The sequence below is a fragment of the Pseudomonas sp. BJa5 genome (assembly GCF_030272875.2).
GTDB lineage: Bacteria > Pseudomonadota > Gammaproteobacteria > Pseudomonadales > Pseudomonadaceae > Aquipseudomonas.
Genome location: NZ_JALRNG020000027.1, coordinates 53,294 through 67,289, shown reverse-complemented (window position 1 = coordinate 67,289; position 13,996 = coordinate 53,294). Strand labels below are relative to the sequence as shown.

The 13,996-nt window shown below is 61.5% G+C and carries 16 protein-coding genes and 1 other RNA gene; 7 read left to right on the top strand and 10 right to left on the bottom strand.

All coding sequences use genetic code 11. The features are described 5' to 3' along the window. Positions 1 to 88: 88 nt before the first annotated feature. Both rnpB and rsmI read right to left on the bottom strand, forming a co-directional pair. Positions 89 to 448, bottom strand: an RNA gene (gene rnpB / locus M2D63_RS16405) — RNase P RNA component class A. A gap of 67 nt (positions 449 to 515) precedes the next feature. Further along, positions 516 to 1,391 (bottom strand): 16S rRNA (cytidine(1402)-2'-O)-methyltransferase, encoded by an 876-nt coding sequence (gene rsmI / locus M2D63_RS16400; RefSeq protein ID WP_285863994.1) that lies wholly within the window; start codon positions 1,389 to 1,391, stop codon positions 516 to 518. A gap of 186 nt (positions 1,392 to 1,577) precedes the next feature. On the opposite strand from rsmI, the gene M2D63_RS16395 reads away from it, so the two are divergent. From M2D63_RS16395 to M2D63_RS16375, 5 genes are all read left to right on the top strand, one after another. Further along, positions 1,578 to 3,398 (top strand): penicillin-binding protein activator, encoded by a 1,821-nt coding sequence (locus M2D63_RS16395; protein ID WP_285863993.1) that lies wholly within the window; start codon positions 1,578 to 1,580, stop codon positions 3,396 to 3,398. Next, complete coding sequence (locus M2D63_RS16390; protein WP_285863992.1) at positions 3,398 to 3,769, top strand: YraN family protein; 372 nt, start codon at positions 3,398 to 3,400, stop codon at positions 3,767 to 3,769. The genes M2D63_RS16395 and M2D63_RS16390 overlap by 1 nt, the downstream gene beginning before the upstream one ends. A gap of 129 nt (positions 3,770 to 3,898) precedes the next feature. Then, a complete protein-coding gene (locus M2D63_RS16385; protein ID WP_026001179.1) occupies positions 3,899 to 4,492 on the top strand; it encodes a phosphoheptose isomerase in 594 nt (197 codons plus the stop codon). After that, positions 4,489 to 5,067: a BON domain-containing protein gene (locus tag M2D63_RS16380; protein WP_285863990.1), complete on the top strand. Its 579-nt coding sequence runs from the start codon at positions 4,489 to 4,491 to the stop codon at positions 5,065 to 5,067. Before M2D63_RS16385 ends, M2D63_RS16380 begins: the two co-directional genes overlap by 4 nt. A gap of 92 nt (positions 5,068 to 5,159) precedes the next feature. Further along, positions 5,160 to 5,378: a YgdI/YgdR family lipoprotein gene (locus tag M2D63_RS16375; protein WP_285863989.1), complete on the top strand. Its 219-nt coding sequence runs from the start codon at positions 5,160 to 5,162 to the stop codon at positions 5,376 to 5,378. A gap of 49 nt (positions 5,379 to 5,427) precedes the next feature. On the opposite strand, the gene M2D63_RS16370 is transcribed toward M2D63_RS16375, so the two are convergent. The 7 genes from M2D63_RS16370 to rplM all read right to left on the bottom strand — a co-directional run bounded on the left by M2D63_RS16370 (position 5,428) and on the right by rplM (position 10,290). Beyond that, positions 5,428 to 5,856, bottom strand: coding sequence for a ClpXP protease specificity-enhancing factor (locus tag M2D63_RS16370; RefSeq protein ID WP_285863988.1), 429 nt, complete (start codon positions 5,854 to 5,856; stop codon positions 5,428 to 5,430). A 17-nt stretch (positions 5,857 to 5,873) separates the two neighbouring features. After that, a complete protein-coding gene (locus M2D63_RS16365) occupies positions 5,874 to 6,491 on the bottom strand; it encodes a glutathione S-transferase N-terminal domain-containing protein (protein WP_285863987.1) in 618 nt (205 codons plus the stop codon). A gap of 117 nt (positions 6,492 to 6,608) precedes the next feature. Further along, positions 6,609 to 7,388, bottom strand: a complete 780-nt coding sequence (locus tag M2D63_RS16360; protein ID WP_285863986.1) for a cytochrome c1 — start codon at positions 7,386 to 7,388, stop codon at positions 6,609 to 6,611. Further along, entirely contained in the window at positions 7,388 to 8,599 is a 1,212-nt protein-coding gene (locus M2D63_RS16355; RefSeq protein WP_285863985.1) for a cytochrome bc complex cytochrome b subunit, read from the bottom strand. Before M2D63_RS16355 ends, M2D63_RS16360 begins: the two co-directional genes overlap by 1 nt. Beyond that, complete coding sequence (gene petA / locus M2D63_RS16350) at positions 8,599 to 9,192, bottom strand: ubiquinol-cytochrome c reductase iron-sulfur subunit (RefSeq protein WP_028943272.1); 594 nt, start codon at positions 9,190 to 9,192, stop codon at positions 8,599 to 8,601. The genes M2D63_RS16355 and petA overlap by 1 nt, the downstream gene beginning before the upstream one ends. A 262-nt stretch (positions 9,193 to 9,454) precedes the next feature. Next, positions 9,455 to 9,847 (bottom strand): 30S ribosomal protein S9, encoded by a 393-nt coding sequence (gene rpsI / locus M2D63_RS16345; protein WP_285863984.1) that lies wholly within the window; start codon positions 9,845 to 9,847, stop codon positions 9,455 to 9,457. 14 nt (positions 9,848 to 9,861) lie between these two features. Next, complete coding sequence (gene rplM / locus M2D63_RS16340) at positions 9,862 to 10,290, bottom strand: 50S ribosomal protein L13 (RefSeq protein ID WP_038607182.1); 429 nt, start codon at positions 10,288 to 10,290, stop codon at positions 9,862 to 9,864. A 248-nt stretch (positions 10,291 to 10,538) separates the two neighbouring features. Between rplM and M2D63_RS16335 the strand changes: the two genes are divergently transcribed. Both M2D63_RS16335 and M2D63_RS16330 read left to right on the top strand, forming a co-directional pair. Further along, positions 10,539 to 11,579, top strand: coding sequence for an NADP(H)-dependent aldo-keto reductase (locus tag M2D63_RS16335; protein WP_285863983.1), 1,041 nt, complete (start codon positions 10,539 to 10,541; stop codon positions 11,577 to 11,579). A gap of 275 nt (positions 11,580 to 11,854) precedes the next feature. Further along, a complete protein-coding gene (locus tag M2D63_RS16330) occupies positions 11,855 to 12,751 on the top strand; it encodes a GlxA family transcriptional regulator (RefSeq protein WP_285864008.1) in 897 nt (298 codons plus the stop codon). Positions 12,752 to 12,839: 88 nt separating this feature from the next. Here M2D63_RS16330 and zapE read toward each other — a convergent pair whose 3' ends face one another. After that, entirely contained in the window at positions 12,840 to 13,934 is a 1,095-nt protein-coding gene (gene zapE, locus M2D63_RS16325; RefSeq protein WP_285863982.1) for a cell division protein ZapE, read from the bottom strand. Positions 13,935 to 13,996: the final 62 nt, after the last annotated feature.

Genomic DNA, 13,996 nt, shown 5'->3' with positions numbered 1-13,996 from the left:
AGAGTGCACAGTTAAAGTAATTTATTAAGAGTAAGATTTTTTCGGCATTACAAAGACGCATCTGCTATCGATTCAAGCAGGAAGGGAGGTGGAGAGTCGATCTGTAAGCCGGGTTCTGTCGAGGACAGTCATTCCTCTACGACGGCCATCACTGGACGCCTTTAGCAACCTACCCGGTTCCAACGCGGGCCGCGCCATATGGAACCCTATTTGGTCTTGCTCCGAGTGGGGTTTACCTAGCCACGAACTGTTACCAGTCGTGCGGTGCGCTCTTACCGCACCTTTTCACCCTTACCGGCACCGAAGTGCTTAGGCGGTTGTTTTCTGTGGCACTTTCCGTAGGCTCGCGCCCCCCAGGCGTTACCTGGCACTCTGCCCTATGGAGCCCGGACTTTCCTCCCCCCTCTTTTGCGGAACAAAAGAAGGCAGCGACTGTCCGATCGACTCTCCGCCGCAAAGGTTAACGGTAGCGGCGCTCAAGAACAAGTAATAATGCACATAGTGGCATTGCGCAACTATTGTGCTTTCTGTTTTTCCAGCGCGGCCTGGTACAGCAGGTTCTTGCGCACTCCGGTGATTTCCGCCGCCAGGGCCGCTGCCCGCTTGAGCGGCATCTCCGCCAGCAACAGGTCCAGCACCCGCATCGCCTCGCTGCTGACCGCCTGCTCGCCTTCCGGCGCCGTCCAGCCAGCCACCAGCACCACGCATTCACCGCGCTGCTGATTGCTATCGGCCTCGACGAACGCGCACAGCTCACCCAGCGGCAGGCCCTTAAGGGTTTCGAAGGTCTTGGTCAGCTCCCGCGCCAGCAGTGCAGGGCGATCCGCGCCGAACACCTGCTGCATGTCTTGCAGGCATTCGAGAATCCGGTGCGGCGCTTCGTAGAAGATCAAGGTGCGTGGTTCTTCCTTGAGCTGGCTCAGGCGCGCCTTGCGTCCAACCGACTTGGCCGACAGGAAGCCTTCGAAAATGAAACGGTCCGACGGCAGCCCCGCGGCCGACAACGCCGCGATCAAGGCACAGGCGCCCGGCACAGGCACCACCTGGATACCTGCCGCGCGCGCCTGGCGCACCAGGTGATAACCAGGATCGGAGATCAATGGCGTACCCGCATCGGAAATCAGCGCCACATTGTCACCGGCCAGCAGGCGGGTGAGGAAGCGACTGCCTTCGTCGCGCTCGTTGTGCTCATGGCACGCCGCCAGCGGCGTATCGATGCCGAAGTGCTGCAACAGGCGGATCGAATGGCGGGTGTCTTCGGCAGCGATCAGGGCGACATCGCCGAGCACTTTCAGTGCCCGCGCACTCATGTCATCCAGGTTGCCGATGGGCGTGGCCACCACGTACAGCGTGCCAGCAGTGGAATGGGAAGCCCCTGGAACATCAGTCACAGCACACACCTGTCGTCTTGGTCAAAGCGCCATTGTAGCCCGACTGTCGGCAACAATGCGTTACCGGCAACGCCGCATGACCGCGCAGCACGGCCTATATTGAAGGATTAGCGCCACCAAGATCGCGCCCCGGCCAGCGCTTGGGTACAATTGCCAGTTAATTTGATCGAGTAACAGGACCCTTACATGATCGCTTGCCTGCGGCTGTTCACAGCCCTTTGCCTCGCCGCCCTGCTGGCAGCCTGCGCCAGCTCGCCCTCGTCGAGCCTCGGCGAACTGCCACGCACCCCGGACGCCAGCATCGAGCAACTGCTGGACCAGGCCGCCACCAGCAAGACCGCCGAAGAGGCAGCCCTGCTGCGCCTGAGCGCAGCCGACCTGGCCTACCGGCAAAAGGACAACGCCCGTGCGGCGCGCATCCTCGAGCAGGTGCCGATGGACCAGCTCAAACCGGCCCAGCAGATTTTCGCCAGCACCCTGAGCGCAGAGCTGGCCATGAGCCGCAACCAGCCGAAAGCGGCCCTGAGCGCCCTGAGCCATCCAAGCATGGAGCGCCTGGGTGAACTGCCGGACGAGCAACAGGTACGCACCCGCAGCGTGCAGGCCAACGTGCTGGAAGCCAACGGCCAGACCCTGGCCGCCGCCAAGGCCCGCGTCGAGCTGGCGCCCCTGCTCAGCGGCAACGCCGCCAGCGCCAACCAGGACGCCACCTGGAACCTGATGGCCGCCCTGCCCGTCGAACAGCTGCAAACGGTCAGCACCGGCGACGACACCCTGGCCGGCTGGGCCAGCCTGGCCCTGGCAGTGAAGAACGCCGGCACCCTGGAGCAACAACAGGTCGCCATCGAGACCTGGCGCAAACAGAACCCCGAGCACCCGGCCGCCCTGCAGCTACCGCTGCCACTGGTCAAGCTCAAGGAACTGGCCAGCCAGCCGCTGACCAAGATTGCCCTGCTGCTGCCTCAGGAAGGCCAGCTGGCCGGTGTTGCCCGCGCCCTGCGCGACGGCTTCATGGCCGCGCACTTCCAGGCCCAGCAAGCGGGCCAGAAGCCGCCTGCCGTCGAAATGTTCGACAGCTCGCGCATCACTTCCCTGGATGACTTCTATCGCCAGGCCCAGGCCTCCGGCGTGCAACTGGTCGTCGGCCCGCTGGAAAAGCCGCTGGTGAAAAAACTCGCCGCCTATCCGCAACTGCCGATCACCACCCTGGCCCTGAACTACAGCGATGCCGGCAAGTCTGGTCCGCCCCAGCTGTTCCAGTTCGGCCTGGCCGCCGAAGACGAAGCCCGCGAAGTCTCGCGCCGCGCCCATGCCGACGGCATGGTCCGTGCCGTCGCCCTGGTGCCACGTGGCGAATGGGGTGACCGGGTACTCAAGGCCTTCCGCCAGGACTGGGAAGCCAAGGGTGGCACCCTGCTCGCCGCCGAACACGTCGACCAGCCCGTGGCCCTGGCCCAGCAGATCGCTGACCTGTTCCAGCTGCGCCAGAGCGAAGGCCGCGCCAAGAGCCTGCAGGACACCGTCGGTGGCGCCGTTTCGGCCCAGCCATCGCGTCGCCAGGACATCGACTTCATCTTCCTCGCTGCCACCCCGCAGCAAGGCCAGCAGATCAAGCCGACCCTGAACTTCCAGTACGCCGGTGACGTGCCGGTCTACGCCACCTCACACCTGTACAGCGCCAGCGGTGACGTCAACCAGTACAACGACATGAACGGCATCCGCTTCTGCGAAACCCCATGGCTGCTCGACACCAGCAACGCCCTGCGCCAGCAGGTCGTCAGCCAGTTCCCGCAAGCCGCCGGCAGCCTAGGCCGCCTGTACGCCATGGGCATCGATGCCTACAGCCTGGCGCCACGCCTGAGCCAGCTCAAGGCCCTGCCGGACAATCGCATCGAAGGTTTCTCCGGCAGCCTGACCATGAACGCCAACCAGCGTATCGAACGCCAGTTGCCGTGGGCCGAGTTCTCCGGCGGCCAGATCATCCGCCTGCCCGACACTCCGCGCTGATGCCGGACAGTTCGCGCCAGCGTGCAGGCCAGGCCGCCGAGCGGCATGCCCTTGAATACCTTCAGGGGCAAGGCCTGCAGCTGCTGGCGCAGAACTGGCGGTGCAAACGCGGCGAGCTTGATCTGGTCATGCTCGACAGCGATACAGTAGTATTCGTCGAGGTCCGCTATCGGTTGCATGCGGACTTTGGCGGTGCGCTCGGCAGTATCGACGGGCGCAAGCAGGACAAACTGGTGCTAGCCGCCGAGTCTTTTCTGCACAAGGAAACACGCTGGGCCAACCATCCCTGCCGTTTCGACGTGATCGCCGTGCAAGGCAGGGGCCATTCGGGCCAGGCGCTTCAATGGCTGAAAAACGCCTTCGAATGCTGACTCCACCCCTGCACCTTCACCCCTACAACTTTTTTGCTCTTTGCTTCGCGGGCTGCACAGTCATGTGCCGGGACCTTTTCTGTACACTCCCGACACGCCCGACCAGCCGCCCTACTTAAGGTCTCACTGATGGACATGCAATCCCGAATTCGCCAGCTTTTCCAGGCCAGCATCAACACCAAGCAACAGGCGATGGAAGTCCTTGCACCGCACATCGAGCAAGCCAGTCAGGTCATGGTCAACGCGCTGCTCAACGAGGGCAAGATGCTCGCCTGCGGCAACGGCGGCTCGGCCGGCGACGCCCAGCACTTCTCCTCCGAACTGCTCAACCGCTTCGAACGCGAGCGCCCGAGCCTGCCGGCCATCGCCCTGACCACCGACAGCTCGACCATCACCTCGATCGCCAACGACTACAGCTACAACGAAATATTCTCCAAACAGATCCGCGCCCTGGGCCAACCGGGTGACGTGCTGCTGGCGATTTCGACCAGCGGTAACTCGGCGAACATAATTCAGGCGATCCAGGCCGCACATGATCGCGAAATGATTGTCGTAGCTCTGACCGGACGCGATGGCGGCGGCATGGCTTCGCTGCTGCTGCCTGAAGACGTCGAGATTCGCGTACCGGCCAACGTCACTGCACGTATCCAGGAAGTCCACCTGCTGGCGATCCATTGCCTCTGCGATCTGATCGACAGCCAATTGTTCGGGAGTGAAGAATGACCCCTAACCGCCTCGGCCTGATGGCCCTGACCCTGTGCCTGAGCCTGACCGGCTGCAGCTCGGTCCTCACCGCCACTCGCGACAACCCGATCGAAGACGATCGCGGCACCCGCACCTTCGGCAGCAAGATCGACGACTCGCTGATCGAAACCAAGGTCGCGGTCAACGTAGCCAAGGCCAGCCCGGACCTGGACAAGAGCTCGCACATCGTTGTCAGCAGCTTCAACGGCGTCGTCCTGCTGGCCGGCCAGACCCCGCGCGCCGACCTCAAGAACCTGGCCGGACAGGCCGCAGGCCAGGTCCAGCGGGTGAAGAAGGTCCACAACGAGCTGCAGGTAATGCCGCCCTCCTCGATCCTGGCGCGTAACAACGACGCCTGGCTGACCACCAAGATCAAGACCCAGATGCTCACCGACGCCAACATTCCCGGCACCCGTATCAAGGTGATCACCGAGAACGGCATCGTCTACATGCTCGGCCTGCTGACCCAACAGGAAGCCGCCCGCGCCACCAACCTGGTGCAGGGTGTGTCGGGCGTGCAGAAGATCGTCAAGCTGTTCGAGTACATCGACTGATCATCGCGGGGCAAGCCCGCTCCTACCCCTACTGTAGGAGCGGGCTTGCCCCGCGATAAGCCACTGTTCACCCCTGCACCTAGGAAATACCGATGAAAAACGGCCTGCTGCCAACCCTGCTGATTGGCGCCTTCGCCACCCTGGCCGGCTGCTCCACCCCCAGCCTGATCACCCTCAACGACGGCCGCGAGTTCCAGGCAGTCGACGCGCCGCGCTACGAGCGCAGCTCGGGGTTCTACGAGTTCAAGCAGCTGGATGGCAAAGTGACCCGGGTCAACAAGGACCAGGTCCGCACCATCAGCGACCTGTAAGCCGACCGGCAGACAGAAAAAAGGCGATCCTCATGGATCGCCTTTTTTGTTACTTCACCACCTTCAGGCTCGGACGCCCGGTAGGTCGTGGCGGCTGCGCATCTGGCGGACCGTCATCATCGGGCTCGACGCCGTCGTCGTCCTCGTATTCGTCATCCTCGAGCACCGGCGGCTCGAGCTCGAAGACCATGCCCTGGCCATTTTCCCGGGCATAGATACCCAGGATTGCGCCGGCAGGCACGAACAGGGTGTGGGCCACCCCGCCAAAACGCCCTTCGAAGCTCACAGCCTCGTTATCCATGTGCAGGTGACGCACAGCATTGGGCGAGATGTTCAGGACGATCTGGCCGTCGCTGGCAAAGCCCTGCGGCACCTGTACCGCAGGGTACTCGGCATTGACCAGCATGTGTGGGGTGCAGTCGTTGTCCACGATCCACTCATAGAGTGCACGTACCAAATAGGGGCGACTGGAGTTCATCGACAGCTCCTTAAAACCTAGCGCATTTCACGTTCAGCAGCGGACAGACTTGCCTGGAAGGCTTCACGGGCAAACTGTCGCTCCATGTAATCGAGCAGCGGCTTGGCCGGCCGCGGCAGCTCAATGCCCAGTACCGGCAATCGCCAGAGTATGGGCAGTAGACAACAATCGACCAGACTTTGCTCCTCACTAAGGAAACAAGGCTTGTCGGCAAACAGCGGCGACACGCCGATCAGGCTTTCGCGCAATTCCTTGCGTGCCTGCGCGCGGGCGGCCTCCTTGCTGCGCGGATCGAGAATCAGGTCGACCAGTGCACACCAGTCGCGCTGGATGCGGTGCATCAACAGCCGGCTGTTGGCTCGCGCCACCGGATAGACCGGCAGCAGCGGCGGATGCGGGTAGCGCTCGTCGAGGTATTCCATCACCACGGTCGACTCGTACAACGCCAGGTCGCGATCGACCAGGGTCGGCGCACTGCCATAGGGGTTCACTTCGACCAGCTTGGGCGGCAGGCGTCCGGGATCGACATTGATGATCTCGACGCTGACGCCCTTCTCGGCGAGAACGATGCGCACCCGATGAGAATAATGGTCAGCGGGGTCGGAGTAGCAGGCCAACCGGTTGGTCACGCCCATAGTGGTCCTCCTCGCAGATGAAATTATAGAAGCTACAAATGCAAACGCGCCCTGCAGGCACCTCCGTCGTCCAGAGGCGCCCCAGGGCGCGTTCAACTACCAGAAACTACTGCGTGATCAGTGCACGTCCTTCCAGTATTCGCGCTTGAGCAGGTAAGCGAATACGAAGAAGAAGGCCAGGTACAGCAGCACATAGGTGCCGATGCGCTGGCTTTCCAGTTTGACCGGGTTGGCCGAGTAGGCCAGGAAGGTCACCAGGTTCTTGACCTTCTCGTCGAACTGCTCTTCGGTCAGAGTACCGGATTTCGGCTCCACGGTCAGCTGGTCGCACGCTTCATGGGTCAGCGGCGTGCCGGTCAGCGGATCGTACTGCTTCTTGCCGTCGACCACAGTCTGCACCTGTTTGCAGCCAATCACCTGGTTGCCCTGCAGGCCAACCAGAACGTTGGGCATACCGACGTTCGGGAACACCTTGTTGTTCACACCCCACGGACGCGACGGGTCGGCGTAGAAGCTGCGCAGGTAGGTGTACAACCAGTCGGTGCCGCGCACGCGGGCCACCAGGGTCAGGTCGGGCGGCGCGGCGCCGAACCAGGCCTTGGCGTTTTCAGGTTGCATGCCGATCTTCATGTGATCGCCAATCTTGGCACCGGTGAACACCAGTTTCTCGAGCATCAGCTCGTGAGGGATGCCCAGGTCGTCGGCAACCCGCTCATAACGCTGGAACTTGGCGCTGTGGCAACCCATGCAATAGTTTGCAAAGGTCCGGGCACCGTCCTGCATGGCGGCCTTGTCGGCCAGATCGATATCGACCTTGTCCAGCACCAGGCCGTGTTCGGCCGCGAAGGTCAGCGTGGGCATCACTGCCAGAATCAATGCTGCAAATAGCTTTTTCATCAGCCAGTCACCCTTTCCGGAACCGGTTTGGTCTTCTCAAGCCTGGTGTAGAACGGCATCAGAATGAAGTAGGCGAAATACAGGAAGGTACATACCTGCGACAGCAACGTACGGCCCGGGGTCGGCGCCAGTACGCCCAGCACGCCGAGGATCACGAACGAGATGCAGAACACCACCAGCCAGGCCTTGCTCATCCAGCCTTTGTAGCGCATGGACTTGACCGGGCTGCGGTCGAGCCAGGGCAGGACGAACAGCACGGCAATCGCGGCGCCCATGGCGATAACGCCCAGGAGCTTGTCCGGAACCGCCCGCAGGATCGCGTAGAACGGGGTGAAGTACCAGACCGGGGCAATGTGCTCAGGGGTCTTGAAGGCGTTGGCCTGCTCGAAGTTCGGTTTTTCCAGGAAGTAACCGCCCATTTCCGGGAAGAAGAACACCACGGCGCAGAACACGAAGAGGAACACGACGACGCCGACGATGTCCTTCACGGTGTAGTAAGGGTGGAAGGCGATGCCGTCGAGCGGCACACCGTTCTCGTCCTTGAGCTTCTTGATGTCGACGCCATCAGGGTTGTTCGAACCCACTTCGTGCAGTGCCAGGATGTGCAGCACCACCAGGCCGAGGATGACGATCGGCAGGGCTACCACGTGCAGGGCGAAGAAGCGGTTCAGGGTGATGCCGGAGATCAGGTAGTCACCGCGGATCCACTGGGTCAGGTCGTCGCCAATCACCGGAATGGCACCGAACAGCGAGATGATCACCTGGGCACCCCAGTAGGACATCTGGCCCCATGGCAGCAGGTAACCCATGAAGGCTTCTGCCATCAGCGCCAGGTAGATCAGCATGCCGAACACCCAGACCAGTTCGCGAGGCTTCTGGTACGAACCGTACAGCAGGCCGCGGAACATGTGCAGGTAGACGACGATGAAGAATGCCGAGGCGCCGGTGGAGTGCAGGTAGCGCAGGATCCAGCCGTACTCGACGTCACGCATGATGTATTCGACCGAGGCGAACGCCTCTTCGGCCGACGGGGTGAAGCTCATGGTCAGCCAGACACCGGTGACGATCTGGTTGACCAGAACGAGCAGTGCCAGCGACCCGAAGAAGTAGAAGAAGTTGAAGTTCTTCGGTGCGTAATACTTGCTGAGATGGTCTTCCCACATCTTGGTCGCGGGGAAGCGGGCGTCAACCCAGTCCATGAACTTACTCATCACGCGTTCTCCTGATCGACGCCGACGACAATGATGTCGTCCGACTCATAAGAGTGCGGCGGCACTGGCAGATTGAGCGGCGCCGGCTGGGATTTGTAGACGCGGCCAGCCAGGTCGTAGTGGGAACCGTGGCACGGGCAGAAGTAACCGCCGACCCACTTGGGACCCAGGTCGACAGGGGCGACTTCAGGACGGAAGGTCGGCGAGCAGCCCAGGTGGGTGCACAGGCCGACCAGCACCAGGATTTCCGGCTTGATCGCGCGGTTTTCCGGGTTGACGTAGGTGGGCTGGACCGATGCTTTGGACTCGGGGTCGGAGAGGTCGCCAGTGATCTTCTTGAGGTTGCCGAGGATCTCCTCGGTGCGACGGACGATGAAGACCGGCTGGCCACGCCATTCAGCAATCATCTGCTGGCCTGGCTCAACCTTGGCGATATTGACCTTCACCGGTGCACCTGCGGCTTTCGCCTTGGCACTGGGGAACCATGACCCCACGAACGGGACCGCAGCCCCCACCGCTCCTGCAGCACCCACCACGGACGTGGCTGCTACGAGGAAGCGACGCCGGCCTGCATTGACGCCGTCATTGCTCATTCAGTCCTCTCCCATCAGCTTTATGGCCTGTTACAACAGGCATCTACTAAGTAATTTCTGAACTGCTAAAAGTTGCCGCATGGTAATGAAAAGACCCTTCTCTGACAAGGTGATTAGCCGTGGCAAAGGGCTGCATCCCTTATAGCACTTGACCTGCGTCTATGCGGCAAGTTGTCACAGCGAAAACCAACATGCTTTATTCAAGACATAAAAAAAGCCCGGTTCCACTGGAACCGGGCTTTTTTTGAACGCCGAAGCGAAATTAACGCTTGGAGTACTGTGGACGCTTACGTGCTTTACGCAGACCCACTTTCTTACGCTCGACTTCACGAGCGTCGCGGGTGACGTAGCCAGCACGACGCAGAGCGCCACGCAGGGTTTCGTCGTAGTCCATCAGTGCACGGGTGATACCGTGACGGATCGCACCAGCCTGGCCGCTGACACCACCACCGATAACGGTGACGTAGATGTCGAACTTCTCGGTGGTCTCGGTCAGTTCCAGCGGCTGGCGAACGACCATGCGCGCGGTTTCACGACCGAAGAAGGTGTCGAGAGGACGGTTGTTGATGGAGATGTTACCGGTACCTGGACGCAGGAAAACGCGAGCGGTTGCGGTCTTGCGACGGCCAGTGCCGTAATTTTGAGTCGCCGACATAATGAACTATTCCGTTAAATCTTCAGTTCTTGGGGCTGCTGAGCAGTATGAGGGTGAGTAGCGCCCGCATAGACTTTCAGCTTACGGTACATGTCGCGACCCAGCGGGTTCTTCGGCAGCATGCCTTTAACCGCGGTCTCGATCACGCGCTCTGGGGCCTTGGCGATCAACTTCTCGAAGTTGATTTCCTTGATACCGCCCGGGAAGCCGGAGTGGGAGTAGTACATCTTGTCCGAAGTCTTGGCACCAGTGACACGGATCTGCTCGGCGTTGATGACGACGATGTAGTCGCCGGTGTCAACGTGAGGAGTGTATTCTGGCTTGTGCTTGCCACGCAGACGGCTAGCGATTTCGGTAGCCAGACGACCCAGGGTCTGACCAGCGGCGTCAACTACGAACCAGTCGCGCTTTACTGTTTCCGGTTTAGCAGTAAAAGTTTTCATTCTTTAAAGCCTCAGGGGCCGCCCAGCGAAAATAAGACGGCGAATCTTACTGGATAGTGCGTACCTTGACAAGCAAGGACACAGCCGCACACGGACGCTATCGGGGGCTCGGGTCAGCGCGTCCAATATTCGGCAGGGTTCTTCTACGGGCGGGGCATCACTTCCGCACCGCGGAGAGGGGCTGAATTATCCAGATTGCGAAAAAAAATTCAACCTGCTTTTATGCTTCTTTTGCCAGGGAGAAGCCGATGGAATACCGCCAGCTGGGCCGTACCGACCTCAATGTCAGCGCCCTGTGCCTGGGCACCATGACCTGGGGCGAGCAGAACGAACAGGCCGAGGCGTTCGCCCAGATCGAACGCGCCAAAGCCGCCGGCATCAACTTCATCGACACCGCCGAGATGTACCCGGTGCCGCCCCGCCCGGAAACCTACGCCGCCACCGAACGGATCATCGGCAACTGGTTCAGGCAGCGCGGCGATCGCGCCGACTGGATCCTGGCCAGCAAGGTAGCCGGCCCCGGCAACGGCATCAGCCATATCCGCGACGGCCAGCTCAAGCACAACCGCCAGCACATCGTCGCCGCCCTGGACGACAGCCTCAAGCGCCTGCAGACCGACTGGATCGACCTCTACCAGCTGCACTGGCCCGAGCGCAGCACCAACTTCTTCGGCAAGCTGGGCTACCAGCACCTGCCCCTGGACCACTTCACCCCGCTGGAAGAGACCCTGGAAGTGCTCGACGAGCAGGTCAAGGCCGGCAAGATCCGCCATATCGGCCTGTCCAACGAAACGCCGTGGGGCACCATGAAGTTCCTGCAACTGGCCGAGAGCCGCGGCTGGAGCCGCGCGGTGTCGATCCAGAACCCCTACAACCTGCTCAACCGCAGCTTCGAGGTGGGCCTGGCGGAAATCGCCATCCGCGAACAGTGCGGCCTGCTGGCTTACTCGCCCCTGGCCTTCGGCATGCTGTCGGGCAAATACGAGAACGGCGCTCGCCCGGAAAAGGGCCGCCTGACCCTGTTCAGCCGCTTCTCGCGCTATTCCAACCCGCAGACCGTGGCGGCCTGCAGCCGCTATGTGAAGCTGGCCCGCGACCACGGCCTGGACCCGGCACAGATGGCCCTGGCCTTCGTCACCCGCCAGCCGTTCGTGACCAGCAACATCATCGGCGCCACCACCCTTGAGCAGCTGGACAGCAACCTGGCCAGCCTCGACCTCAAGCTCTCGGACGAGCTATTGGCAGCTATCGAGGCCATTCACCAGGACCAACCCAATCCGGCGCCATAAGCCTGGCGGGAGAAACGGTCGGTGGGAGCGGGCTTGCCCCGCGATGCGATGTGACTGACAAACGCAATCGCGGGGCAAGCCCGCTCCCACTAGAACCGAGGGTAGACACAACGGCCAAAAAATAAGACGATCCAGCCGGTGATTGACCACTCTACCCTATAAGAATAAAGAAAATGATGTTTACCCAACCCTCCGCGTCCTTGCGGCGCGTCAGCATCCTGGCCATCGACAATGTGTTCGCTTCGACCCTGATGCAGGCCAAGGACTTCTTCCACCTGGCCAGCCTGCGCTATGGCAAGCAACTGGGACTGGGCCTGCAGCCCATGTTCGAGACCCGCCTGGTGAGCCCCGACGGCCAGCCGGTGCGCAGCTTCAGCGATGTCCTGCTACCGGTGGACAGTGGCCTGGAACAGGCCGATGTGATCATCCTGCCGGCCTTCTGGGACGACTTCGACGCCCTCTGCCAGCGCTACCCCCAGGTACTGCCCTGGCTGCGTGACCAGCACGCCCGTGGCGCAGTGCTCTGCGGCGAAGCCAGTGGTGTGTTCTGGCTGGCCGAAGCCGGGCTGCTCGACGGCAAGGAGGCGACCACCTACTGGCGCTTCTTCAACCAGTTCGCCGAACGCTTCCCCAAGGTCAGCCTGAACCCGGACAAGCACCTGACCGACGCCGACAACCTGTATTGCGCAGGCGGCACCACTTCGGCGTGCGACCTGTACATCTACCTGATCGAGCGCTTCTGCGGCGCCAACGTGGCCCAGGCCGTGGCCCGCGACATCCTCTACGAAGTGCAGCGCAGCTATACCCCGGGGCGCATGGGTTTCGGCGGGCAGAAACTGCACCAGGACCTGATCATCCTGCAGATCCAGCAGTGGCTTGAAGAGCACTTCGCCGACAAGTTCCGCTTCGAGGACGTGGCGCGCAACCATGGCATGAGCATCCGCAACTTCATGCGCCGCTTCCAGAGCGCAACCGGCGACAAACCGTTGCATTACCTGCAACGGCTGCGGATCGAGACAGCCAAGGGCTTGTTGTCGGGTACGCGCAAGAGCATCAAGACCATCAGCTACGAGGTCGGCTACGACGATGCGAGTTTCTTTGCGCGGCTGTTCAGGCAGCACACCGAGTTGTCGCCGAACCAGTATCGGCAGCAGTTCATGCAAGAGGCGTAAACAGCATCGCCGGCTACGCCAGCTCCCACAGAGGCCAGATCCGAACCTTGTGGGAGCCGGCATAGCCGGCGATGTGGTATTACCAAGATTAAGGCTTGTGCGCCCGCGCCAGGAACTCGTGGGACTGCATTTCCAGCAAGCGGCTCAGGGTCCGCTGGAACTCGAAGGTCAGGCGCCCGCCGGTGTACAGGTCCTTGAGTTCGACTTCAGCCGAGATGATCAGCTTGACGTTGCGGTCATAGAACTCATCGACCATGTTGATGAAGCGCCGGGCGATGTCATCGGTGGTCACGCCCATCTGCTCGACGTCGCTGAGCAACACGGCGTGGAAGATCTTGCCCAGTTCGATGTAGTCGTTCTGGCTGCGCGGGCCGTCGCACAGTTCGCGGAAGTCGAACCAGGCCACGTCGTCACAGGTGCGCAAGGCACGAATCTCGCGGTTCTCGACGATCAGTACGTCGTTCTCCACCGCCTGGGTGCATTCCGGCGTCAGGGCCCGGAAGCTCTTGCGCAGGCTCTCGTGGGCGGCTTCGTCCAGCGGGAAGTGGAACAGTTCGGCCTGCTCCAGATGACGCAGGCGATAGTCGACGCCACTGTCGACGTTGACGATGTCGGTGTTCTGCTTGATCAGGGCAATGGCCGGCAGGAAGCGCGCACGTTGCAGGCCGTCCTTGTACAGGCCGTCCGGCACGATGTTGGAGGTGGCCACCAGGGTCACGCCGTTCTTGAACAGCTCCTCCATCAGGGTGCCGAGGATCATCGCGTCGGTGATGTCCGAGACGAAGAATTCGTCGAAGCAGATCACCCGTGCTTCATCGGAGAAGCGCTTGGCGATCAGGGTCAGCGGGTTCTTCTCGCCCTTGAGCGATTTCATTTCGTCGTGCACGCGCTTCATGAAGCGGTGGAAGTGCGTGCGCATCTTCTGCTTGAACGGCAGCGCTTCGAAGAAAGTATCGACCAGGTAGGTCTTGCCGCGCCCTACCCCACCCCAGAAGTACAAGCCCTTGACCGGTGCCTGCTCCTTCTTGCCGAACAACTTGCCGAACACGCCTGGCTTGTTGTTCTGCGCCGCGATCAGATCGTCGTACAGGCGCTGCAGATGACGCACCGCTGTTTCCTGCGCCGCGTCATGGAAGAATTCGGGACGTTTCAGATCTGCTTGATATCGTTCTAGGGGCGTCATAATTCGTTAGCAAGGCAACAAAAGCGGGCCGTCACTGTAGCGACGGCCCCGGATAATGGCAA